The organism is Streptomyces sp. NPDC002206 (assembly GCF_053593595.1).
In genome coordinates this window covers 91,435-114,166 of sequence record NZ_JBSFCW010000014.1, presented here as the reverse complement: position 1 = coordinate 114,166, position 22,732 = coordinate 91,435, and the positions used below count along the sequence as shown (strand labels likewise).

Sequence of the window (22,732 nt, the reverse complement as noted above, 5' to 3'; positions counted from 1 at the left end):
GAATGAAAAACATGTGTTGGACTCATCAGTGGCCCCACCCCGAGGCTGTGGGACATGGCTCATTCCGCACACGCGACACACCACGGGACGCGACACCCCGACGTCCCGACGACCGCCCCGAAGCCGCTGCCCGTGCTCGGGCGCGGGCTCGTCGCTCTGATGACCGTCGCGGCCGGGCTCTCGGCCGCGGGCAACTACTTCGCCCAGCCCCTGCTCGACGTGATCGAGGCAGACCTGCACATCGGTGTCACGGCGGCGGGGCTGATCGTGACCGCGGCCCAGGGCGGGTACGCGCTGGGCCTGATCCTGCTGGTGCCGCTCGGGGATGTCATGGAGCGCCGCCGGCTCGCCGTGGGCCTCTTCGGTCTCACCGCGCTCTTCCTGCTGCTGACGGCGGCGGCCCCCAGTGGCCCCCTGCTGATAGCGGGGACGGCTCTCACCGCGCTGGCGTCCGTCGGCGCCCAGATCGTGGTGCCGTTCGCGGCGACCCTCGCGGCTCCGGCCGAACGCGGCAGGATCGTCGGCGTCGTCATGTCCGGTGTCCTGCTCGGCGGACTGGTCGGTCGGCTGGCCTCCGGCGCACTGTCGGAACTCGGCGGCTGGCGCACCGCGTACTGGATGAACGCCCTGTTCATGGCCGCCATGGCCGTGCTTCTGCACCGCAACCTGCCCCGGCTGCCCAGGGCGGGCACCACCATCTCGATGCCCTACGGCGGACTGCTGCGCTCCACCCTCTCGCTGCTGCGCGAGGAACCCCTGCTGCGCATGCGGTCAGCCGTCGCGGCCTTCTCGATGGCCTCGTACAGCGTGCAGCTCACCGCGCTGACCTTTCTGCTGGCCCGGCCGCCCTTCGGCTGGAACGCGGCCGCGATCGGGCTCTTCGGTCTGCTCGGCGTCATCGGCGTGGTGGGTATGAACATCGCGGCGAGGCTCGGTGACCGCGGCCGAGTGCAGCTGGTCTCCGGAGTGTCGGCCGCTCTGCTCACGCTCTCCTGGCCACTGCTCCTGGCGGGCGAGTCCTCTCCGCTGTGGCTCGCCGTCGGCATGATCTCCCTGAACGTGGCCCAGCAGGCGGGGCTGAACAGCAGTCAGTACGTGATCTACGCACTCCGCCCCGAAGCCCGCAACCGGATCAACTCAGGCTTCATGACCCTTTTCTTTCTGGGCGGGGCGGCAGGGGCCGCACTCGCCTCGGTGGTCTGGTCGCGCGCGGGCTGGACCGGCATATGTGTCCTGGGCGGTTCCCTCGCCGCGAGCAGCCTCGTGCTGTGGGTGTGGGAGCGGGTACGCGTACGGACGCGGTGACGCCGTCACGGACGGTTCCGCGCCGGGCGCGCCGTGGTCCCGCCGGATCCCGGAACGGTGGCAGGAGTCAGTCGTTGACCGCGGTCAGCAGCACCACCGCGTCCTCCAGCGCCAGCAGCCCGTGCCGCTCGTGCGGGATGGGCTGCAGTCCTCCCGCGGTCAGTTCCACGTCGCCGGAGGCTGCGGTCAGGCGGACGGCCCCGCGCAGGACCTGGAGCGAGGCCGCGGGCGGCGCGTTGTGCTCGTCGAGGGCCGAGCCCTCGGTGAGCGCGATGACCGTCTGCCGCAGCGGCTCCTCTCGCAGCAGCAGGTGGGCGCTGCGGCCGTGCGGGGACGTACGCGCGGCGGCCAGATGCTCGTCGGCGAGGGCGTTGAGATCATCCATGTGCCCACTCTGCCGCAGCCCCGAGTCCGCCGCGATCCGCCCGCGAACCCGCGTGTCGGCCGGCGGGTACGCGCCTGGATCAGCCCCGTAGCCAGGCCGCGGTGTCCTGCGGGAGCCTCCCTCCGTCGGCCGGCGGGCCGCTGATGAGCAGGACCTCGGTGTGGCCGGGCAGTTCGATGGGCTCCTCGGTCAGATTGACGATGCAGATCAGCCGGTCGCCGCGGGCGAAGGCAAGCACCCCGGGTGCGGTCGACAACCACACCAGCTGGTCCCCCGGTGTCCCCGAGCTGCCGAAGCCGGGCGCGGTGCGGCGCAGCCGGAGCGCCGCGCGGTACAGGCTGAGCATCGAGTCCGGATCGGCGCGCTGCAGATCGGCGGCGTAATTCGCCCAGTCCTCGGGTTGTGGCAGCCAGGGCTCGACGGTGGATCCGAAACCGGCGTACGGCGCCTGTGCCGACCAGGGCAGCGGCACCCGGCACCCGTCGCGTCCCGGGTCGGTCCCCCCGGAGCGGAAGTGCATCGGGTCCTGGATCCGGCCGAGAGGGATGTCCGCTTCCGGAAGGCCCAGCTCCTCGCCCTGGTAGAGGTAGGCCGCGCCCGGCAGGGCCAGCGAGAGCAGCGCCGCGGCGCGCGCCCGCCGGGTGCCGAGTCCGAGATCCGTCGGGGTGCCGAAGGTCTTCGCCGCGAAGTCGAAGCCGGTGTCCTCACGTCCGTAACGGGTGACGGTCCGGGTCACATCGTGGTTGCACAGGACCCAGGTGGCGGGGGCGCCGACCGCGGCATGCTCGGCGAGCGTGTCGTCGATGGCGGAGCGAAGCCGTCCGGCGTCCCAGGGGCAGGCCAGAAAGTTGAAGTTGAAGGCGGTGTGCAGCTCGTCGGGGCGCAGATAGCGGGCGAACCGCTCGGTGTCCGGGAGCCAGACCTCTCCGACGAAGATGGCCCCGTACTCGTCGGCGATGGCGCGCCAGGAGCGGTAGATGTCGTGGAGTTCGTCCCGGTCGATGTAGGGGTGGGGGTCGCGGCCCTCGACGAAGTCGGGCAGCGCGGGGTCCTTGGCGGGCAGGGCCGCCGAGTCGATCCGTACACCCTCCACACCTCGCTCGAACCAGAAGCGCAGGACGTCCTCGTGTTCCTGACGGACCGCCGGGTGCGCCCAGTTGAGGTCGGGCTGCTGCGTGGCGAACAGGTGCAGATACCACTCGCCGTCGTCGAGCCGGGTCCAGGGCGTGCCGCCGAATTCGGAGACCCAGTCGTTGGGCGGGATCTCGCCGTCCGCGCCGCGTCCGGGCCGGAAGTGGAAGAGCTCCCGCTCGGGGCTTCCGGGGCCGGCCGCGAGGGCGGCCCGGAACCAGACGTGCTGGTCGGAGACGTGGTTGGGGACGACATCGATGATCGTACGGATGCCCAGTTCACGAGCCTCCGCGATCAGCTTCTCGGCCTCGGCGAGGGTGCCGAAGGCGGGGTCGATGGTGCGATAGTCGGCCACGTCGTATCCGCCGTCGGCGAGCGGCGAGAGATACCAGGGGGTGAACCAGAGTGCGTCCACGCCCAGTTCGACGAGGTAGGGCAGCTTGGCCCGTACCCCCGCGAGATCGCCGGTGCCGTCACCGTCGCCGTCGGCGAAGCTGCGTACATAGATCTGGTAAATAGCGGCGTCGCGCCACCAGTTCACGGTGGGCTCGGACGGACGGTTGGCTGCCACGTGGCGTTCCTTTCGGGCAGGTGGGACTCCGCCGCCGGCCCCGGACAGCGGGGCGCTGGATGGGAGAGCCGACGGCGGAGCGCTGGGGAGGAGAAGGCTGCTGCAGCGGGTGGCTCTAGGGTCTTTCGTTTGGATCAGGCTGGATCAGGGAGCGGGATCTGGTGCGTGCAGCTGCAAGGCGGAGGAAGGAGCCCACGCGGAGCGAATGGGGGCTCCCCTGCTCGAGCGAAGCCGAGAGCTTGGGGAAGACTGACGACAACGCGGCAGATGTGCGCACCAGATCCCGCGAGCCCAGCATGATCCAAACGAGAGGCCCTAGCCCTTGAGGCCGCCCGCGGTGAGTCCGCTCATGATGTTGCGCTGGAAGAGCAGGAAGATGAGCAGCGTCGGGATGGACGCGATGGTGAGTGCCGCGATGAGGACGTTCTCGGGGACACCGCTGGCCAGCGAGTAGATACCCACGTTGAGGGTCTGCTTGCTGGGGTCGGGCAGGGTGAGCATCGGCCAGAGGAAGTCCTTCCAGACGCCGACGATCGCGAAGATGGAGACGACGCCGAGGATCGGCCGGGAGATCGGCAGCACCACGGAGCGCAGGGTGCGCAGGGGCGAGGCCCCGTCGATCGCGGCGGCGTCGAGGAGTTCGCGCGGGATCGAGTCGAAGAATCGCTTCAGCAGGAAGATGTTGAAGGCGTTGGTGACGGACGGCAGCCAGATCGCCCAGGGCGAGTTGAGCAGATTGCGCTGCACGATCGGCACGTCGAGGACGGTGAGGTACTGGGGTACGACGAGGACGGTGGCCGGGATCATCAGCGTGGCCAGCATCATGCCGAGGATGACCTTGCCGAAGATGGGCCGCAGCTTGGAGAGCGAGTAGGCGGCGGCGACGTCGAAGAGCAACTGGAAGGCGAGCGCGCCGAACGCGTAGTAGAGGGTGTTGAAGAGGAGCCGGGACAGGTCCATCACCGTCCACGCCCGGGAATAGTTCTCCGTATGGACCGACGTGGGGAAGGCGGTCGGCGGGCTCTGCACGACTTCCTGGGTGGTCTTGAGTCCGCCGGTGACCATCCAGTAGAGCGGCCCGAGGAAGGCCACGGTGAACAGGGCGATCACCACGCCGAACACGATCCAGTAGACGGTCCTGCCGCGGGGCCGGCCGAGCTGGGCCGGCGAGATCAGGGTCCGCTGGCGCCCCAGGTCGGCGGCGCGCCGTTCGGCCCTGCGCTGTCCGGGGACGCGCCGTCGGGAGACGAAGGTGTTCGATGCCATGGTCGGGCCCCTCCTAGTCTTCGCTGCTGCGGCTGAGTCGTACGTACACCGCGGAGAAGCCCGCGAGGACGACGAGCAGGACGAGTCCGAGGGCGGCCGCACTGCCGTAGTTGTTGAAGTTGAAGGCGTACTGGTAGATGAGGTAGACGACGGTCGTGGTGGAACCTTCGGGGCCCGCACCGTTGGTGAGGAGGAACGGCTCGGTGAAGACCTGCATCGTCGCGATGATCTGCATCAGCAGGAGCAGCGAGAGGATGAGCCGGGTCTGCGGGATGGTGACGTGCCAGACCTTGCGCAGCAGTCCCGCGCCGTCCAGTTCGGCCGCCTCGTACAGTTCGCCGGGGATCGACTGGAGTGCGGCGAGGTAGATCAGGGTGGCGCCGCCCATGTTCATCCAGGTGGCCGCGATGACGACGGAGAGCATCGCGGTGTCCGTGGACTGCAGCCACTGCTGGGCGGGGAGGTGGAAGACCTCCAGGATGCGGTTGAAGAGTCCGTAGCCGGGGTCGTAGAAGTACTTGAAGAGCAGGACCGAGGCGACCGGTGGCAGCATCACCGGCAGATAGACCAGTAGCCGCAGGTAGCCCTGACCGTGCCGGAATTCGTTGAGTACGACGGCGACGACGAACGGGACCAGGAAGCCCAGCAGCAGGGCCAGGCCGGTGAAGAGCAGGGTGTTGCGCCAGGCCTGCCAGAAGGCCGGGTCGTTGACGACGTAACTGAGATTGGACCAGCCGGCCCAGGTGGTCTTTCCGTTCTCGTTCTTCTGAAAGGCCAGGATGAATTCCCGGACCATCGGATACCAGGAGAAGAACGAGAAACAGAGCACCGCCCCGATCAGGAAGCCGTGCGCCGAGATGTTGCGGCGCACGGCTCGTACGAACTCCTCGCGGGCGGAGTTCGGGCGGGCGGGGCCCGGGTGTCCGTGGCGTGGCCTGGTCGCCTTGCTGGTGGACAGGGTGGGGGCCGACATGATGTCTCCTCGGTGCCGGTGTACTTCAGACGCGGATCGACGGTCCGGGGCGGGGCCGGGTCCGCGTGACCCGGTCCCGCGCGTCCGTCACTGGTTCGCCAGCACCTGGTTGACCTGCTTCTCGGCGTCGGAGAGCAGCTTGTCGATGTTTGCGTTCTTGTTGGTCAGGACGCCGGACATGGCGTTGTCGAGGATCTTGTAGATCTCCTGGGCCTTCGGCGGCTCGGCCTTGCCGGTGACCGGGTTGTCCATGAAGGCCTTGAAGTTCTCGACCGGCATCGTGGCATTGGCGACCCGCTGTGCGTCGTCCTTCGTCTTGGTGTCACCCAGGAAGAAGTTCGGCTGCGGCAGTCCGACCGGCAGCTGGTCGGCCTTGGTGCGGGCCCAGTCGAACTGGCCCTTGCCCTGGGTGAGGTTCTTGAAGTTCAGCCAGGCGACGGCGGCCTTGATCTTGTCGGGCGAACTGCCCTTCTTGATCATGTAGTTGTTGCCACCGAAGAGAGTCCCCTTGGCGCCGGGGATCGGTCCGAGGCCGAAGTTCTCGTACTTGGCGCCGAGCTGCTGGACCATGTACGCGATGTCGTCGGGCGCGGCGAGGAACATGCCGAGCTTGTCGGAGGAAATCTGCTTCTGCAGGTCGCCCCACTTCAGCAGCTGGGTCTGGCCCATGCTGTTGTCCTCCCAGCGCATGTCGTGCAGTTGCTGGAGAACCTGCTTGCCGTTGGCGTCGTTGAAGGCCGCCTTCGTGCCGCTCGCGTCGACGACATCGCCACCCAGGCCGTACTGGGTGGCGGTGAAGTGCCAGCCGCCGTTGTTGCCCGCGCTGTACTCGCCGAAGCCCGCGATGCCCTTGCCGAGGGCCGCGACCTTCTTACTGGCCGCGCGGACCTCGTCCCAGGTCGAGGGCGGCGAGTTCGGGTCGAGGCCGGCCTGCGTGAACAGCTTCCGGTTAATCATCAGGCCCATGGTGTAGTTGCTGGTCGGCAGGGCGTAGAGCTTGCCGTCCTTGCGGGCCACGTCCAGCACCTGGGGCTGGATGTCCTTCAGCGCCGGCACCGTCTTGTCGGTGACGTACGCGGAGATGTCCTCGGCGCCGTCGTTGTCGAGCACCTGCTGAAGGTCGGTGAAGTAGGCATAGAACACGTCGGGCTGCGACTTCGCCTTGAGCATCGCCGTGAAGCGCGGCGGCTCCAGGCACTGACCCGGGGTGGACTTTCCGTTGATCTTGACGTTCGGGTACTTCTTGTTGAACGTCTTGATGTCCTCGTTCCACTCCCGCAGCTCCGCGGCCTTCGCGGCCGGCGGCATGCAGTCGATCGAGAGCGTCACCTTCGCCTTCGGGTCCAGCGGAGCTGACGGGTCGGACGAGCCGCCGCCGGAACCGCCGCCGCTGCTGTCGCCGCTGCTGCTCGTACCGCAGGAGGCGAGAGCGGTCAGGGCGAGTGCGGTGACGAGGGCGGCCGCGGAGGTGCGGCGTGTACGGCGATGACGGCGGAACCCAGCACTTCTCATCGATGGTCCCCTTCGGGCATGAGCATGGAAGTCCCTCGGCCGGCTCTCTGCCGGGGCGCGGCACACTCAACCACCGCTGACATCCCTGCGCAATATCTCGCGCAGTTTTCGTAAAAGTTTGACAGTGCTACGCATGTGACGTGCGTGGCGGAGGTTCCGCGCGGCCCGGAACGCCGCCCGCCCAGCCTCCCGGGCGGCGTCCCTGACCTGTGGTTCCGTGCTACGGGTTGATGTTGATCCGGAAGGTGGGGGTCGTGTTCTTCACGTCTTGCGCGTTGTTGCTCAGCGTCAGGCCGTTGAAGGTGACCTCACCGACTGCGGACCCCTGGCCCGCCTCCGGCATCTCGTTGGCCCACAGCCCGAAGCCGGACTTGGCGTCGTACGCGTCGCCGCTCTTGCGGGCTCCGGAGATCGAGATGTCGCTGAGGATGGTGTCCTTGATCGGGAACTGGGGCTGTCCTCCCACGTAGTTGGTCTGGAACATGATGCCGCTGTACGTCGGATCGACGATGTCCACGTTGTTGATGCGAATTCCCTGGAACACCTTGGACGCCGAGAACAGCCAGATCCCGGGGAATGTCTGCGATCCCCAGAAATGGCCGCCGGAACGGACGACCGAAACATTCTCGATCGAGGTCGGTTCGGTCCCGAATCCATTCATCGGGTATCCGAAATCGAGCGAGCTGACCGTGATCCCCGAGTAGACCAGGGTGTCCGCGATACGGATATTGCGGAAGGTGTTGTTGTAGCCGCCGTAGACGGCGACTCCCGCGGCACGCCAGGTGAGGATCGAGGTCAGATTCTCGTAGACGTTGTTCTTCATGTCCGAGCCCCCGGCATCGATCGCCGAGAACAGCGCGAAGCTGTCGTCGCCCGTGGCCCTGGCCTCGTTGTTGGTCACGCGGTTGTCGGTCGAGCCGTTGGTCATGTTGATGCCGTCGGCGAACAGATTGCGGATGCGGGAGTTCTTGATGGTGACACTGTCGGTGTTCGCTCCCCAGTAGAGGCACACCATGTGTTCGTTCCAGATGTTATCGATCACGATGTCGGAGACATTCGAGAAGTCGAACACCTTGCCCGGTCCGTCGATGCGCGAGGTGTAATTGCCGAAGTACGCAAAGTTCGCGAACGACGAACCCTTCGCGCTGGCTTCCGCGCGGAATCCGACATCGGTGTTCTCCTGCCCGGACGGGGCGTGGAACCTGGTGTACCAGGGCCCCGCGCCGACGACCTTCACTGCCTTTCCGTAGACCTGGAATTTGCTGGATGTCTCGTACTCACCGGCCGGCAGATAGACGCCGACGAGCTGTCCGGTGGTGTCCATCCGGACCTTGTCCAGGGCGTTCTGGACGTCCTGGTGGGTGAATCCGGCGGGGACGGTGTACGTGGCGGGGTCCGGGTTGGCGACCGGCGCGACCTGCTCCAGGCTGACGAAGTCGATCGCATAGGTGCTGGTGTTGGCCGCGTCCTTCTGCAGCCGGATCCGGCTCCCGGCCGGAACGGTCTTTCCCAGCATCATGTTCGCCTCGTCGTAGATGTGCCGGGGCGCCCCCGATCCCGGCGCGTTGCCGGGGCCCGTCTCGGCGCCGTACAGCCACGCGTACTTCGAGGTGAGGTCGATCGCCTTCAGGAAGGTGCCGTCCACATACACATTCAGCTCGGTGTCGATGCCGCCGCCGCCCGCGGAGTCCGGAACGGAGAACCGGGTCACCAGGGTGTTGGTACTCGCTCTGGTGGTGAACTCGACATAGTTGCCGGTGTTGTTGAGGGTGACGGCCTTGCGGCCCGACGCCTCGCCCGCGATGTCACCGACGGTCCTGTTCGGGCCGACGACCTGGGCGCCGCCGCCCGTGACGCCGTCCTCCGCCTCGTACGTGTCGTACGGCATGTCGGCCCCGCGGCCGACAAAGAGCGACTCGGTGCTGGTGTTGTTCTCCCGTTTCACCGGGAGCTCATTGGCGTCGTCGGCGAGGACGACCTTCACGGTGTACGAGCCGTTGGCGGCCGTCCAACTGCCCAGGTTCACCGCCGCGGTGGTCGCACCGGCGGCGATGGCTCCGCTGTGCGTTCCGGTGAGGGTCTTCACCGTGGCGCCCTTGGAGTCGATCAGACTCAGCGTGATGGCGTGGCTGCCGCTCGCGGATGCCACGGTGCCCTGGTTCTTCACCGCGACGGAGAACGTGACATTGTCGCCGTCGGCCGGAGCCGACGGCGAGGTGGTGACCGCGGCGGCCACCAGGTCCGAGCTGGACACCGGCTTCACCACCAGCGCGTCCGCACGCGTATAGGTGTTGTCGGTCTCGTTCTGTTCGATGACCTCGCCCGCCGCGTCCGCGACGGCGCTCAGTTCGTACGAGCCCGCGTCGCGCGGCCCGATGTCCGCACTGACCTGGGTGGACGATCCGGCCGCGAGCGCGCCCACCGGCGCGGTGGCCACCTTGGAGCCGCCCAGCCGGAATTCGAGCTTGCTCGCCGGTGCGGCGACCGCTCCGCTGTTGCGCACGGTCGCGGCCAGGGTGATCGCGTCCGACTCGACCGGTGCGGCAGGAGTGGCACCGACCGCGGTGACCTGCAGGTCCGGGTTGGGAGCCGGGGCACCCAGGACCTGGAACTCCGCGACCTGGCCGGCACCGGAGCCGGTGTTGGAGGTGAACCTCAGCTGGACGTCGGCGACCCGGGCATCGACCGGGATGGTCACCGTGTTGCCGGTCGCGGGACTGAACGCGTAGTCCTTCGCCCCGACCAGACTCGTGAAGGACGTGGCGTTCTGCTCACGTCCGAGGACCTGGATGTTCTGGGTCCGGGCGCCCCAGATGCTGTCCGGGTTGAGCTCGACCACGACACTCTCGGTGTCGGCGTTGGCTCCCAGCTTCACGGTAAGGGTGTTCGGGTAACTGCCGCCCGCGCCCTCCCAGTAGGTCGTCAGCTGGTTGTCGTTGGCGTTCTCGGCGACGAACGTGTGGACCACGGACGAGGCGGTGATCGGCTTGCCGACGGCAAGGTTGGAGGCCGATCCGCTACTGCCGTTGCGGGTGACGGTGTTGCTGTCGCCGGATATGTTGCCCGCCGCGTCCTTCGCCCGCACGACGTACGAGACGGTGGTGCCCGCGGACTGGGTGTCCGTGTACGTGGTGACGTCGCCGGCCACGCTCCTGCGGAGGACGTTGTTGGCGTAGATGTCGTAGCCCGTGACGCCCTTGTTGTCCGTCGACGCCTGCCAGGTCAGCTTGATCTGACCGGACGCCGGCTCGGTGAAGGAGAGGTCCGCGGGTGCGGTCGGCGCCTGCGTGTCCCCCGTGTCCACCCTGCGGGTCACGGTGTTGCTGTTGGCCGACTCGTTGCCCGCCGCGTCCTTGGCCCGTACGAAGTAGGCCACGGTGGCATCGGCGGGACGGGTGTCGCTATACGTGGTGACGTCCCCGGCCACGCTGGTCAGCAGTGCGTTGTCGGCATAGATGTCGTAGCCGGTGACGCCCTTGTTGTCCGTCGACGCCTGCCAGGTCAGCTTGATCTGACCGGACGCCGGCTCGGTGTACGCCAGGCCCCCGGGTGCGGTCGGCGGATCGGTGTCGCCGGTGCCGGGGCCGTAGATCTCCAGTTCGGAGAGCTGGGCGGCCGCCCGGCCGGTATTGGCGCTGACCAGCACCCGTACGTGGCGCGTGGTCGTGGCGTCGAAGGAGACCGTCGCCGTCTCACCGCCGGTGGGAGTGAACGCGCAGTCCTTGGACGGGGTGAGATCGGTGAAGTCAGAGCCGTTGGTACTTCCCTGGATCTTCAGTGTCTGAGTCCTGGGCTCCCAGCCGCCCGGCAGCCGTAGCACCACCCGGTCCACGCGCACCGAGGCTCCCAGGTCGGCCTGGATCCACTGCGGCAGATCGCCGTTGCGCGACTCCCAGTAGGTGGCCGGGTTGCCGTCGTTGGCGTTGGCGGCCACATACATCTCGGTGTAACTGCTCGCCTGAAGCGTGCGACCCGCGGTGAGGTTGACCGACGACTCCCCCGCCGCACGGACCTCCAGCTCGGAGAGCTGGGCGGTCCGCCAGCCCGTGTTCGCCGTGATGTTCACACGGACGAAGCGGGTCTGGGTGGCCGGGAAGGCGATGGTCACCTCGTTGGAGCTGCCTGGAGCGAAGGTGTAGGCGGCGGAGGTCTTCAGCGTCGAGAAGCTGGTGCCGTCGGCGCTGCCCTGGAGCGAGAGTGTCTGCTGCCGGCTCTCCCAGCCCGCGGGCAGTTTCAGTGTGACCTCGTCGATACGGGTGCCGGTTCCGAGGTCGGTCTGCACCCACTGGGGCAGGCTGCTGCCGGCCCCTTCCCAGTAGGTCGACCGGTCTCCGTCGGTGATGTTCCGGGCGGTGTACTCACTGTTGGCGCTGCTCGCGGCGGCGGGTCGGCCGACAGCGATATTCGGGCCGCCGGCCGCCGACGCGGTGAGCGCCGGCCAGCCGATCATCAGAAGACTGGTGGTGACCACGGCGGAAAGGACCCGCCGTCTCCAGCACTGGGTTCTCATAGGTCCCCGATCTTCGGCCTCGGCGCAGGGCGCGTCGAGGGCGCGGCTCTGTCTGCGAACGTGTGTGGCATGCATTTCTGCACTACCTGACGGACTTTTGCGCTTTGCGGTCAGAGAGTTGCAGAGGAATGAGAGCGAGTCCACAGTTTTCTCAGAACAGATAACCGAAGGAGGCACATGTACTGTCAGCGATTCTCAGCCAACTGGACCTGCAGATAAGCCTTTTCAGGGACACAGATCGCTATGCAACGGATCTGCAAATTACGCAATCAATTTGCGTGACCGTGAAAGGTTGCGCAAGGTACCTGCTCACGGATGGGCGGGACGATTGCACGCGGCGCAGTACGAAGCGGGGCCCGCAGATGCCGGCCCCGCGCTCGTTGTGCTGATTCAGCCGGTCGGCATCAGAGACCGGCGGTGTAGAGGAGACGGCTGGGCGAGCCCGCGCCCAGGAACGACAGGACGTTCACGGTGGACTGGTCGGCGAGCCAGCGGGCGATGTCGTTCGGCATCGCGCCCGGGTGCTTCTCCTTGTAGAGGGCGACGACACCGGCAACATGCGGGCTGGCCATGGAGGTTCCGTCCAAGGCCAGCGAACCTCCGCCGAGCCCGGCGGAGACGATGGCCGTTCCCGGGGCGTACATCCACACGCACGAGCCGTAGTTGCTGAAGCTCGTTTCCCGGTCCTGGCTGTCGCTGGCGCCGACGGCGACCGCGTGGGACGCGCGCGCCGGGGAGGTGCCGCAGGCGTCCACCGCGCTGTTCCCGGCCGCGACGACGGGCAGAATCCCCTTGGTGGAGATGGCGTTGACGGCGTCGTCGATCGACGTGGACGCGGGGCCCTCGAGAGAGGCGTTCAGCACCGCGGTCTGCTCGGCATGCTTGGCGACCCAGTCCAACCCGGCCAGGAGCCCGGAGCCGGTGCCGTTGCCCTCGCAGTCGAGAACGCGCACGGCGACGAGGGAGACGGAGCGGGCGACACCGTAGGTGGCGCCGCCGACCGTGCCCGCCACATGGGTGCCGTGGCCATTGCAGTCCTCACCGGCCCGGCCGTCGGCGATGGCGTCGAATCCGACGGTGGCGCGCCCGCCGAACTCACTGTGCGCGGTGTCGATTCCGGTGTCGACGATGTACGCCGTGACCCCCTTGCCGGTGGCCGCAGTGTTGAACGCCTTGTCGAGCGGGAGGTACCGCTGGTCGATCCGGTCGAGTCCCCAGCTCGCAGCCGGGACCGCAGCGCGTGACGCCGCGCGCGTGGAAGGAGCGGCCGGCTCGTTCGCCGTGACCACGGAGTCCTCCTCGACCGCCGCGACACCGGGTGACGTCAGAACCCTGGCCAGCTGCGCAGGGGTGAGCACGGCGGCGAAGCCGCGCAGTACCCGGTCGTAGGTGAACAGGGGCTTCACATCGGACTGTTCGGTGACCGAAGAGGCGGAGTACTCGGAGGCGAGGGTGACGATGTACTGACCGGGGACGGCCCGCGCGGAACGTTCCACCGCGAGGCCGCCGTCATCCGGACTGGCGGCGGCGTGGGTGCCGCTGATCAGCGGTGCGACCAGCAGAAGGGCGGCCGACGCCCAGCGTGTGAGTAGACGCATGCATGACTCCTTGAGTGCCTGGGTCGGCGCGGACAGGAGCGCACGGAACAAGATCCGCAACGCGTCCACACTGTCCTTCGTCCGGGATCCGCTTCCGCCTTGAGCGTGATCAGCCGGACAGCTCAACTCGTTGTGCATGCGAATGCAGTCAGCCCCGCGCCGTCCACCGGAACAGGACGTCCGGTTCCCTCTCCTCGTTGCGGCTGCCGTCATTGAAGTCGACGGCGGTGAATCCGTACCTCTCGTAGAACGCCCGGGCATCGGTGTTGCGCTGGAAGACATGCAGGGTGAGCTCTTCGGGAGAGATCTCGCGGGCCTTCGCCAGAAGCAGCGAGCCGATGCCCCGGCGTCGCACATCGGGGCGCAGATAGAGATGTTCGAGCTCGGTTCCGTCGACGGAGGCGAACCCGAGCACGTCGCCCGTCCCGGTCTCGGCGACCCACACCGCGGTCCCGGGCAGGACGACGTGGGTCATCCAGGCGAGAGTGTCCGCGTCGCTGTGCAACTTCGGGAGGTACGGCATGGTCCGGGCGCGGGAGGCGAGAAAAACCCGGGTGAGGGGCTTTGCGTCCTTGGCTGCGGCCTTCCGCAGCAGTGCGCGGCCGGCCGGTGCGGGCTCGTTCGGCGCCATGTCGTCTCTCCGAGTTCAGGTGGAGCCCGTCGCGGCTCCCCGTGCGCGGTGAGCTGCTCACATCGCGGACGAACCTATGCCGGAGCCCGCGCGGATCTCCACCCAAATAGAATCAGTGCTGTTCTTCGCGCCGCTGACGCTTCCTCACCTCGCCAGAGCGTGCCCCTGTCCTTCCCTGACCGTCCCCGGATTCGCCGTTTCAGCAGGTCAGCACACATGGGCGTACTCAGGGCGCGATGATCGTTCACGGGGTTTCCCCGTCCTTCCGGCCCCCATCTGGCCCTCATCGGGCCCGCCGACGGGCATCTGTGCCGCCGGCGGACGGGCTGCAAGGTCAGCGGCGGGCGGAAAAGGGTCTCTGGCGCATCGCCCCTTGCGCAGCAAAGAGGCCCTACCCCGCCTGGGGTAGGACCTCTTTGTCCGTCTGCGCGGGCCGTTCGTGGCCGCTGGTCACAGGCTACTGGTTCGGGCTGAGCTGCGGGACCAGTCCGTACAAGACGCTGGGGCGGGCTTCGGCCGGTCGCCGCATACGCACTCGTGCGGGCAGGGCACCCACTTCCAGGGCTGGGCGTACGGGGACCGCAGGGACTCGCGGGAGCGGTCGGGGTCGTCGGCGGCATAGTGGCGTTCGACGCGGCCTCTCAGGCCGCAGCCGGCGCACAGGCCGAAGGCGTCACGGTAGGGGCCGCAAAGTTCGGCTCGAGGGCGGCCATCTCGCGCGGGAGGACGGGGTGCACTTCAGGTGGCCATTCTGAGCATGATTTTCGCGCAGCTCATTGGGGTGCCGGTAAGAACCGTGTCACCGATCCTGCTGGCTTATTCCGTGCCCAGCGGGGCTGACGGCTCGTTGGGCAGGACAGCAGCGGCCGTCTTGGCTTTCCCGGTCGCGGGTGGGGTGTGGAATGTCGATGCAGCCGAGGCCCTGGCCGAAGGTGCCTGAGCTGACCGCGCAGGTGGCGCGGGCGGTGGCGGCACGGGGCCCGTACCCGTTGGCGATGCGGGTCCGTGACGAGCTGGGCGAGTTGTTCGCGGACGCCGAGTTCGCCGAGGCGTTCGAAGCCAGAGGACGGCCAGGCTGGTCACCAGGCCAGCTCGCGCTGGTGACGGTGTTGCAGTTCGCCGAGAACCTCACCGACCGGGCGGCAGTGCATCGGGTGCGGTACGGCATGGACCTGAAATACGCGCTCGGCCTGGAGCTGGATGATCCCGGGTTCGACGCCTCGGTGCTGTCCGAGTTCCGCACGCGGTTGGTCAAGCACGGGATGGAGGAGAAGGTGCTCGACCTGCTGCTGACCGCGCTCAAGGACCGGGGCCTGGTGAAGGCGGGAGGCAGGCAGCGCACTGACTCCACCCGCGTGCTGGCGGCGGTACGCGATCTGAACAGGCTGGAGCTGGCCGGGGAGACGCTGCGGGCCGCGCTGGAGGCGCTGGCCTGCGCGGCCCCGGACTGGCTGGCTCGGGCGGTGCCTGTTCGGGAATGGGCCGAACGCTACGGCTCGCGGATTCACTCCTGGCATCCGCCGGCTTCCACGAGCAAGCGCGAGGAGATGGCCCTGGTCTACGGCCGGGACGGGTTCGCGCTGCTGGAGGCGGTGCACGCCCCTGACGCGCCTGCCTGGCTGCGTGAGCTCCCAGCGGTGCAGGTTTTGCGCACGATGTGGGTGCAGAATTACCACCGCACTGTGACCGAGGCCGGGGCGGAGGTGAAGCGGCGGGAGAGCAAAGACCTCCCGCCCGGCAGACTGCGGCTGGTCTCTCCGTACGACACGGACGCGCGCTACGGTCTCAAGCAGGGCTCCTGGTGGACCGGCTACAAGATCCACATCAGTGAGTCCTGCGACGATACCGATGACCAGGACTCGGCTGCCAGCGGCCAGGCGACGATCCCTGGAGCCGACGGACCGCCGCCACGCTTGATCACCAGCATCGCGACCACCGACGCCACAGTGACCGACGCGGAAATGACTGAACCGGTCCATCACATGCTCGCCGGCCGTGGTCTTCTGCCCGCCGAGCACTTCCTCGATTCCGGTTATGCCTCCGCCGAGTTGATCGTGGGGATGAAGAAGAACTTCGGGGTCACCCTGGTCACCCCGGTCCTGCTGAACAGCTCACCCCAGGCACGTGCCGGCGCCGGGTTCGACCGCACCGCGTTCACTATCGACTGGGAGAAGCGGCAGGCCACCTGCCCACGCGGGGACACCAGCACCTGGTGGAGCCCCGCGACCCAGCGCGGGACCAAGGCCATCGTCATCAAATTCGACAAGGAGACATGTCGCCCCTGCCCGGTGCGAGACCAGTGCACCCGCTCGAAGACCGGCGGCCGGACCCTCTCCCTGCAACCCCGCGAGCTGCAAGAAGTCCTCGACCATGCCCGCCTCCAGCAGTCCGACGAGCAGTGGCGAGCCAAGTACGGAACCCGCGCGGGCGTCGAGGGAACCATCCACCAGGCCGTCGCGGTCACCGGGATGAGACGTGCCCGCTACCTCGGCCTCCAGAAGACCCACCTGGAGCACGTCCTCTCCGCCGTTGCGCTCAACCTCATCCGCCTCGATGCCTGGTGGAACGGCCACCCGCTCGACCGCACCCGCGTCAGCCACCTTGCCCGCCTCGACCTCTCCCTCGCCGCGTGACCGAATAAGCCAGCAGGATCGGTGACAGCCGCAAACGAGCGGTCAGAGCTTCGTGACCGTGGTCTTCTTGGGTTGGCGGGGGACGGTTTTGGTCTTGTCGAGGTGCCCGTACACCGTGGAGCGGGGGACGCCGAACATGTCGGCGATCTGCTGGACGGTCTTCTCCCGCTCGTCGTAGAGCCGTTGGGCGAGCGCGGCCTGGTCCTCGGTGAGCTTCGGCCGGCGTCCGCCGACCCGGCCGCGGGCCCGTGCGGAGGCGAGCCCGTCGTTCGTGTTCGCCACGATCAGTTCGCGCTGAAGCTCGGCGAGCACGGACAGCATCCCGAACATTGCGCGGCCCTCCATGGTCGCGGTGTCGATGCCCTGCTCGATGACGTGCAGGCCCATGCCTCGCTCGCGCAGCTCGGACCCGAGGGTCACCAGGTGCAGCACGGAGCGGGAGAGCCGGTCGAGCCGGGTCACCTTCAGCGTGTCGCCCTCGCGTAGCAGCTGCATGACGAGGTCGAGCTTCGGGCGGGACGCCTTCGCGCCGCTGGCGACGTCGACATGGATGTTGTCGCGGTCGACGCCATGGCGGAGAAGTGCGCCGATCTGATGATCGGGGTTCTGGTCGGCCGTCGATGTGCGGGCGTAGCCGATGAGCATTGTCGGAAACTACCCCGAAGAACCGTTCTCCGACGTTGATTTCCGACGCGAGTTGCCGACACTGCCCACCTGCAGGTTCGTGATCACGGTCCCGAGTGTCGGCAGACGTTCGTTTTCCGACACTCGCCGCGCGGCGCTTCTCGGGTGCTGTCCGCGCATGCCTCGCGGACAGCACCCTGCCCCCTGGTCGTCTTGCCCCGTGCCTTATTCGGTACGCAGGGCGGTGGCGGTGCGAGTGCGGGCGGCCCAGCCGGCGGGCAGGAGTGCGCCCAGGACGGCGATGAGCAGGCCGCCGAGTCCGAGTAGGACCAGTTCGGGAGTGTGGTAGACGTCGATGATGGAGGCGGGCATGTTGATTCCGGCGCTGTGTCCCATGGCTGGCACGGTCAACGCCTGCAGAGCCGCTCCGGTCGGTACGCCGATGGCGCCTCCGATCAGGCCGGTCACGACGACTGAGGAGATGACCATGGCGATGGTCTGCCGGGGGGTCATGCCCAGCGCCTTGTGGACGCCGAGGTCGTGGACGCGTTCGCGGGTGTCGAGGACGACGGCATTGAGTACGCCCAGGCCGGCGGTGACGACGAGCATCAGCGTGAGGATTGCGGTCAGTGTGTTGAGGGCGAGGATTACATCGCTCTTACCGGACTCGTCTGCCTGGATGGTGACGCCGAGAGGGCGCAGCGCGGTGTTCAGGGTGTTGCTGTAGCTGACCACGTTCGTGCCGGGCTTGACCGTGATGGAGTAGGTGAGGGGGCGCAGGTCCGGCTCTGCGGTGGCGAGGGTGGAGGCGTCGGTGAGGACTTCCATGGTCTGTGTGTGGGGGTCGAAGACCTCGCCGGTGATCCGGACTGGGATCGCCTTGTTGTGGTAGTCCAGGGTGACGGTGTCCCCGATGTGGGTGTCGGTGGCGGTCAGGAAGGTGGTCGGCACGACGGCCTGGCCAGGTCCGTGGAACCAGCTTCCCGTGACCATCCGGTAGCCGGCCCCGGAGGCGTCGCCGGTGAAGGCGAAGACCGTGCTGGTACTCCTGATCCCCGGGACGGTCACCTCTGTTGTGGCGGTGCCGTAGTACGCCTTGGTCCCGGCTTGGGCGTTGATCGCCGCGGTGACCGCAGCGGGATCGCCCCCGGTCGGCTGCCGGGTGAGGGCGCCGGGACCACCGGGGGCGCGTTCAGGGCCGATGACGACGTCGGCGGTGTCGTGGTTCTTGGCGGCCTGGACCTGGCTCAAGGAACTGCCGATGCCGATGGCGAAGGTGACGGCGGTGGCGCCGAACACGATTGCTGCGGCCATCGCGACCGTGCGGGTGGGACGGGTGAAGGGGTGGGCCAGGCCGAGACTGACCGGCCGGGGAAGCGGGAGTTTGGCGGTCAGCCTGGCCGCCCATTGGCCCCGGCCGGGACGAGGGGTGCGTCCGACCGCGAGCGCGTCGACGGTATGCAGCCGTCCGGCCCGCAGTGCCGCTGTCCATGCGGTCACACCCGCCAGGCTCAGCGTCCCGGCGATCACCGCGACGTCGACCCACGGAGCCACGCCCGAGGCCGTCGTGCCGTAGACCTGGTTGGTCGTGGACAGCACCGGGATGGCGAGGAGGTTGCCCGCGACGACGCCGACCGCAGCGCCGACCGCCGCCGGAACCAGCGCCTGACTCGTGTAGGCCCGCACGACCTGGGCCGGTGTGAAGCCGATGGCCTTGAGGATGCCGATCCGTCGCACGCTCACACCGACTGCTCCGGCGACGACGTTGCCTACGATGAGCACTGCCATGACCACACCCAGGATGCCGAACGCGATGAGGAACGGCACGAACAGCGCGGTGTTACGGTCGGTGCCCTGTTTGACGTTGAGCCAAGACTGCACCCCGGTCAGCGCTCCCGCCGGGACCGCTGCCGTCACCGCAGCGCGGTCGGCGGCGATCTGCTTGGTGGTGCCGGCCGCGGCAAAGCGGTAGAGCATCTGGTAGCCGCGGGAGACGCCGGGCGCGGTCAGCGAGCCGATCTGAGAGGGTGTCACCCAGCCGTCGGCGGTGCCGCTGACCGAGCGGGCCACGCCGACCACGGTCAGCGTCGGGCTGCCGGGAAGGCCGGGTACTTCAAGGGTGGCGCCCAGGCGAGTTCCCGGGCCCGAGAAAGACAGCACGATCTGGCCGGGGCCTGTCACCCACCTCCCCGCCGTCAAGGTGACGTCGTCGACGGGACCGCCGGGATCGGCGCGGCCGACGACCGTCATCGGCAGCAGGTCGGCTCCCGCGAGGGCACCGGCGTTGGGCCCTCCGCGCGGGGTGACCACCGAAGTCGGGAACGGGCCGGACGCCGCAGTGACGCCGGACGCGTGCGCGGAGGTGGACAACTGCCCGGCCGTGGCCTTGCCCGCGTCGAACTGCGCGGTCAGATGCGCCCCGTGCTGCCCGGCGAAAGCAGTGTCGAAGGGCGCGCTGGAGGCAACCAGCAGCGACCCGCCCAGAACGGACGCGGTCACCGCCATCATCGCGGCAAGACCGGTCACCAGGGTCTGCACCCGGCGGCGGCCGACCCCCGAACGAACGACCTTCCCCAGGGCGCTCATCGTGCCGTCTCCATCGGGTGGTCGGCGGCGATCCGGCCGTCGACGAGCTGGATCGTGCGTGTCGCGCAGGCTCGCGCCAACGCCACATCATGGGTGACCAGGACGATGGTCTGCCCGTCTGCGTGCAGGTCGTTGAGCAGCTCCCTGACATCCTCACCGGCCTTGGTATCCAGCGCACCGGTCGGCTCGTCCGCCAACAGCAGTGCCGGGCGGTTCATCAGGGCCCTGGCCACCGCGACGCGCTGCCGCTCACCGCCGGACAGCCGGCCGGGGTAAGCGCGGGCAAGCCGGTCGATTCCGAGCGCTTGGAGTAGTTCCGCCGCGCGTCTGGCCGCTTCACCGCGCGACATCCCGGCAAGTTGCGCCGGCAGCACGACATTGTCGGCAACGGTGAGGTCGTCCAGAAGGTTGAAGAACTGGAAGACCATGCCGACACTAGTTCGCCGGTAGCGAGCCGAGCCTGTCTCGCCGAGCTCGTCGACCCGCACACCGGCCACGGTGACAGTGCCCGTGCTCGGCCGGTCGAGACCGGCGATCAGGTTGAGCAGGGTGGATTTGCCGCTGCCGGACGGACCGAGGATGGCCAGCGCCTCTCCGGATGCGACGGTCAAAGACACCTCTTGCAGGGCGGGCGGCCCCTCGTCGTAGCTGCGGTTCACATCGCACAGTTCGATCAACGGCGTGGTCATGGTCGTCTCCCAGGTGGGCCTGTCTGGCCTGGTCGACGCTAGGGCGGCCGCCGGGCATGGTGCGTCGGGCTCAGGAGCCATTCCCGATACCGCGCCAGGGTGAGGCCGACCGGTGTCATCCCTGCGATGTAGTCCACGGATGTATCGCAGGTGATCATCCAGGTGGATGCCGCGAGACCCGTAGCAGCGGTGAGAATGAGCAGATGGTGAACCTGCCGACCGCAGACCGAGTGCGGGAACTGACCGGCCGTACGGTACGCCCGACCGGTCGGTTCCCCCGACCCACTCGGCGCAACTGGGCATTCGACGCAGCGTTGGCTCTACTCCTCGCCGCCGATGGCATCCGCTATGTCACGATCATGAACGAGGGGGCCGGGCCTGCCTCCTGGACCGGCTCAGTACTCCTCGTGCCGCTCGTCTCGGCGCCCTTGGCCCTCCGCCGCCGGTATCCGCTGGCGGTGCTGTGGACCGTGATGGCCGTGACTCCGCTGATCATGCGCGACTCCGGGGACATCGCCTTCTATGGCGGCATGGTCTGCCTCGTCGCCGCCTACAGCGCCGCGGCCTACTGCCCGCACCGGGTGCCGACGCTGGTGAGCCTACCGGTGGCAGCCACGGTCCTGGCAGTCCTGTTCACCAACGCACAGCTGCCCGAGTTCCCGAACGGTGTCATCGCGGTCCTGGTCCTTGTCCCAGTCTTCGCCGCAGCGTACGAGTTTCGCATGTGGCGGCGGCGGGTCGATGAGGGGCGCGCACAACTGTCCGCGCTGGAGCGCGAGCAGGTCGCGGCGCTGGACCGGGCGGTCGAGCTGGAACGCGCCCGCATCGCCCGCGAGTTGCACGACGTGGTGACACACAACGTCAGCGTGATGGTCATTCAGGCCGGCGCCGCGCGCAAGGCCATGGACGCGGCCCCCGACCAGGCCCGTGAGGCGCTGCTCGCGGTCGAGAGCGGCGGCCGGGCAGCGATGAGCGAGCTGCGTCAGGTCATGGGGCTGCTCACGACGGACGCCGCAGGACCCGACGCGGACGCGTCGGCTGATCTCACACCACAGCCGGGCCTCAACCGGCTGGAGGCCCTGGTCGCGGGGGTGCGGCAGTCCGGGATGGCGGTCGAGCTGACCTTGACGGGACAGCCCCGCCACGTCCCGCCCGGCGTCGAACTCGCCGCCTACCGGGTGGTACAGGAAGCGCTGACGAACACCGTGAAGCACGCGAGCGGCGCGTCCGCGGCAGTGACCGTCGAATATGCCGCCGCCCAGCTGCGCGTGGAGGTCGTCGACACGGGTGGCCGCCCGAGCGCCGCCGCGACCGCTGGCAACGGGCGCGGACTCATCGGACTGCGCGAGCGCCTCGCCGTCTACGGTGGAACCCTGCACACCGGCCCCCGACCCCGCGGCGGCTTCCGCGTCACCGCACTGGTACCCCTGGAGGCACCGTGACCGAGCCGCTGCGCGTGGTGGTCGCCGACGACCAGACGCTGGTGCGTACCGGCTTCAGGATGATCCTGGCGTCCGAGGGCATCGAAGTGGTTGCCGAAGCGGACAACGGCGTTGAGGCCGTCGACGCGGTCAGGCGCACCCTGCCCGACGTGGTCCTCATGGACATCCGAATGCCGGAAATGGACGGCCTGGAGGCCACCCGGCGCATCCTCAGCGGCACCGATATGGGCGCAGACGGCCTGCGCGTGATCATCCTGACCACCTTCGACCTCGACCGGTACGTCTACGCCGCGCTGTCCGCCGGAGCCAGCGGCTTCCTCCTCAAGGACGTCAGCCCCGAACGCCTCACAGCCGCCGTCCGCATGGTACGCACCGGCGACGCACTGCTGGCCCCTGCCATCACCCGGCGCCTGGTCGAGCGGTTCGCCCGCCGAGACTCCGCTACTGCAGCGGTCCACCGAGACCTCGCCGCGCTCACCCCGCGCGAACTCGAAGTGATGCGCCTGCTCGCCCGGGGACTGAGTAACTCCGAGCTCGCCGACCGCCTCCGTCTCTCCGAGGCGACCGTCAAGACCCACGTCTCCCGCATCCTCGCCAAGCTCGGACTGCGCGATCGCGCCCAAGTTGTCGTCGTCGCCTACGAAACAGGCCTGGCCAGCGTCGGCGGAACCGAGCCCGCTTCGCCGCCGCTCACCGATCGACAGCAAATGTGACCAGCCGCTGCACCGTGTCCGAACGCCCTCAGAGCAGTGTCACATTCCCATACGATCTCCAGCAGGCTTGTCGTCCAGCTCTTCCACAGCACGGAGTCCGGGCACCGTGGTGGAAGCAAGGTTCAGGCGGGCGTCCATGTCGAGGTTTACCTCACCGTACGGG

16 protein-coding genes are annotated in these 22,732 nt (G+C 68.3%); 5 read left to right on the top strand and 11 right to left on the bottom strand.

Annotated features, from left to right (window positions below; genetic code table 11):
• Positions 1–54: 54 nt before the first annotated feature.
• Positions 55–1,305, top strand: a complete 1,251-nt coding sequence (locus tag ACWCP8_RS24570) for an MFS transporter (protein ID WP_451118136.1) — start codon at positions 55–57, stop codon at positions 1,303–1,305.
• 67 nt (positions 1,306–1,372) lie between these two features.
• On the opposite strand, the gene ACWCP8_RS24565 is transcribed toward ACWCP8_RS24570, so the two are convergent.
• From ACWCP8_RS24565 to ACWCP8_RS24530, 8 genes are all read right to left on the bottom strand, one after another.
• On the bottom strand, positions 1,373–1,690 hold the full coding sequence (locus ACWCP8_RS24565) for a cupin domain-containing protein (RefSeq protein WP_352267054.1): 318 nt from the start codon (positions 1,688–1,690) through the stop codon (positions 1,373–1,375).
• 79 nt (positions 1,691–1,769) lie between these two features.
• A complete protein-coding gene (locus tag ACWCP8_RS24560; RefSeq protein ID WP_352267055.1) occupies positions 1,770–3,392 on the bottom strand; it encodes a glycoside hydrolase family 13 protein in 1,623 nt (540 codons plus the stop codon).
• Between the two features lie 315 nt (positions 3,393–3,707).
• Entirely contained in the window at positions 3,708–4,658 is a 951-nt protein-coding gene (locus tag ACWCP8_RS24555; RefSeq protein WP_352267057.1) for a carbohydrate ABC transporter permease, read from the bottom strand.
• Between the two features lie 13 nt (positions 4,659–4,671).
• Complete coding sequence (locus ACWCP8_RS24550; protein WP_326601873.1) at positions 4,672–5,631, bottom strand: carbohydrate ABC transporter permease; 960 nt, start codon at positions 5,629–5,631, stop codon at positions 4,672–4,674.
• Positions 5,632–5,718: 87 nt separating this feature from the next.
• Positions 5,719–7,143 (bottom strand): extracellular solute-binding protein, encoded by a 1,425-nt coding sequence (locus ACWCP8_RS24545; protein ID WP_382838408.1) that lies wholly within the window; start codon positions 7,141–7,143, stop codon positions 5,719–5,721.
• Positions 7,144–7,363: 220 nt separating this feature from the next.
• A complete protein-coding gene (locus ACWCP8_RS24540; RefSeq protein WP_451118132.1) occupies positions 7,364–11,653 on the bottom strand; it encodes a discoidin domain-containing protein in 4,290 nt (1,429 codons plus the stop codon).
• Positions 11,654–12,057: 404 nt separating this feature from the next.
• Positions 12,058–13,251 carry a S8 family peptidase gene (locus ACWCP8_RS24535; protein ID WP_352267059.1) on the bottom strand — a complete coding sequence of 398 codons (1,194 nt, stop codon included), beginning with the start codon at positions 13,249–13,251 and terminating at the stop codon, positions 12,058–12,060.
• A gap of 148 nt (positions 13,252–13,399) precedes the next feature.
• A complete protein-coding gene (locus ACWCP8_RS24530) occupies positions 13,400–13,882 on the bottom strand; it encodes an N-acetyltransferase family protein (RefSeq protein ID WP_451118130.1) in 483 nt (160 codons plus the stop codon).
• A 742-nt stretch (positions 13,883–14,624) separates the two neighbouring features.
• On the opposite strand from ACWCP8_RS24530, the gene ACWCP8_RS24525 reads away from it, so the two are divergent.
• Both ACWCP8_RS24525 and ACWCP8_RS24520 read left to right on the top strand, forming a co-directional pair.
• The gene (locus ACWCP8_RS24525) at positions 14,625–14,822 is read left to right on the top strand and encodes a hypothetical protein (RefSeq protein WP_451118128.1); all 198 of its coding nucleotides are present in this window, start codon (positions 14,625–14,627) and stop codon (positions 14,820–14,822) included.
• Positions 14,791–16,515, top strand: coding sequence for an IS1182 family transposase (locus ACWCP8_RS24520; RefSeq protein ID WP_451118126.1), 1,725 nt, complete (start codon positions 14,791–14,793; stop codon positions 16,513–16,515). Before ACWCP8_RS24525 ends, ACWCP8_RS24520 begins: the two co-directional genes overlap by 32 nt.
• A 42-nt stretch (positions 16,516–16,557) precedes the next feature.
• On the opposite strand, the gene ACWCP8_RS24515 is transcribed toward ACWCP8_RS24520, so the two are convergent.
• The 3 genes from ACWCP8_RS24515 to ACWCP8_RS24505 all read right to left on the bottom strand — a co-directional run bounded on the left by ACWCP8_RS24515 (position 16,558) and on the right by ACWCP8_RS24505 (position 20,414).
• On the bottom strand, positions 16,558–17,160 hold the full coding sequence (locus ACWCP8_RS24515; protein ID WP_451118124.1) for a recombinase family protein: 603 nt from the start codon (positions 17,158–17,160) through the stop codon (positions 16,558–16,560).
• A 204-nt stretch (positions 17,161–17,364) separates the two neighbouring features.
• Positions 17,365–19,725: an FtsX-like permease family protein gene (locus ACWCP8_RS24510; RefSeq protein ID WP_451118122.1), complete on the bottom strand. Its 2,361-nt coding sequence runs from the start codon at positions 19,723–19,725 to the stop codon at positions 17,365–17,367.
• Positions 19,722–20,414 (bottom strand): ABC transporter ATP-binding protein, encoded by a 693-nt coding sequence (locus ACWCP8_RS24505; RefSeq protein ID WP_352267067.1) that lies wholly within the window; start codon positions 20,412–20,414, stop codon positions 19,722–19,724. The genes ACWCP8_RS24510 and ACWCP8_RS24505 overlap by 4 nt, the downstream gene beginning before the upstream one ends.
• A gap of 203 nt (positions 20,415–20,617) precedes the next feature.
• Between ACWCP8_RS24505 and ACWCP8_RS24500 the strand changes: the two genes are divergently transcribed.
• Positions 20,618–21,856 carry a sensor histidine kinase gene (locus tag ACWCP8_RS24500; protein ID WP_451118119.1) on the top strand — a complete coding sequence of 413 codons (1,239 nt, stop codon included), beginning with the start codon at positions 20,618–20,620 and terminating at the stop codon, positions 21,854–21,856.
• A complete protein-coding gene (locus tag ACWCP8_RS24495) occupies positions 21,853–22,569 on the top strand; it encodes a response regulator (protein WP_451118117.1) in 717 nt (238 codons plus the stop codon). Before ACWCP8_RS24500 ends, ACWCP8_RS24495 begins: the two co-directional genes overlap by 4 nt.
• The last annotated feature ends 163 nt before the right edge of the window (positions 22,570–22,732 follow it).

Excerpts from the sequence above, each read along its gene's own strand:
- ACWCP8_RS24570 (WP_451118136.1), top strand. The coding sequence starts at position 55 with ATGGCTCATTCCGCACACGCGACACACCACGGGACGCGACACCCCGAC.
- ACWCP8_RS24565 (WP_352267054.1), bottom strand. The coding sequence starts at position 1,690 with ATGGATGATCTCAACGCCCTCGCCGACGAGCATCTGGCCGCCGCGCGT.
- ACWCP8_RS24555 (WP_352267057.1), bottom strand. The coding sequence starts at position 4,658 with ATGGCATCGAACACCTTCGTCTCCCGACGGCGCGTCCCCGGACAGCGC.
- ACWCP8_RS24550 (WP_326601873.1), bottom strand. The coding sequence starts at position 5,631 with ATGTCGGCCCCCACCCTGTCCACCAGCAAGGCGACCAGGCCACGCCAC.
- ACWCP8_RS24545 (WP_382838408.1), bottom strand. The coding sequence starts at position 7,143 with ATGAGAAGTGCTGGGTTCCGCCGTCATCGCCGTACACGCCGCACCTCC.
- ACWCP8_RS24540 (WP_451118132.1), bottom strand. The coding sequence starts at position 11,653 with ATGAGAACCCAGTGCTGGAGACGGCGGGTCCTTTCCGCCGTGGTCACC.
- ACWCP8_RS24535 (WP_352267059.1), bottom strand. The coding sequence starts at position 13,251 with ATGCGTCTACTCACACGCTGGGCGTCGGCCGCCCTTCTGCTGGTCGCA.
- ACWCP8_RS24530 (WP_451118130.1), bottom strand. The coding sequence starts at position 13,882 with ATGGCGCCGAACGAGCCCGCACCGGCCGGCCGCGCACTGCTGCGGAAG.
- ACWCP8_RS24520 (WP_451118126.1), top strand. The coding sequence starts at position 14,791 with ATGCAGCCGAGGCCCTGGCCGAAGGTGCCTGAGCTGACCGCGCAGGTG.
- ACWCP8_RS24515 (WP_451118124.1), bottom strand. The coding sequence starts at position 17,160 with ATGCTCATCGGCTACGCCCGCACATCGACGGCCGACCAGAACCCCGAT.
- ACWCP8_RS24510 (WP_451118122.1), bottom strand. The coding sequence starts at position 19,725 with ATGAGCGCCCTGGGGAAGGTCGTTCGTTCGGGGGTCGGCCGCCGCCGG.
- ACWCP8_RS24505 (WP_352267067.1), bottom strand. The coding sequence starts at position 20,414 with ATGACCACGCCGTTGATCGAACTGTGCGATGTGAACCGCAGCTACGAC.
- ACWCP8_RS24500 (WP_451118119.1), top strand. The coding sequence starts at position 20,618 with ATGGTGAACCTGCCGACCGCAGACCGAGTGCGGGAACTGACCGGCCGT.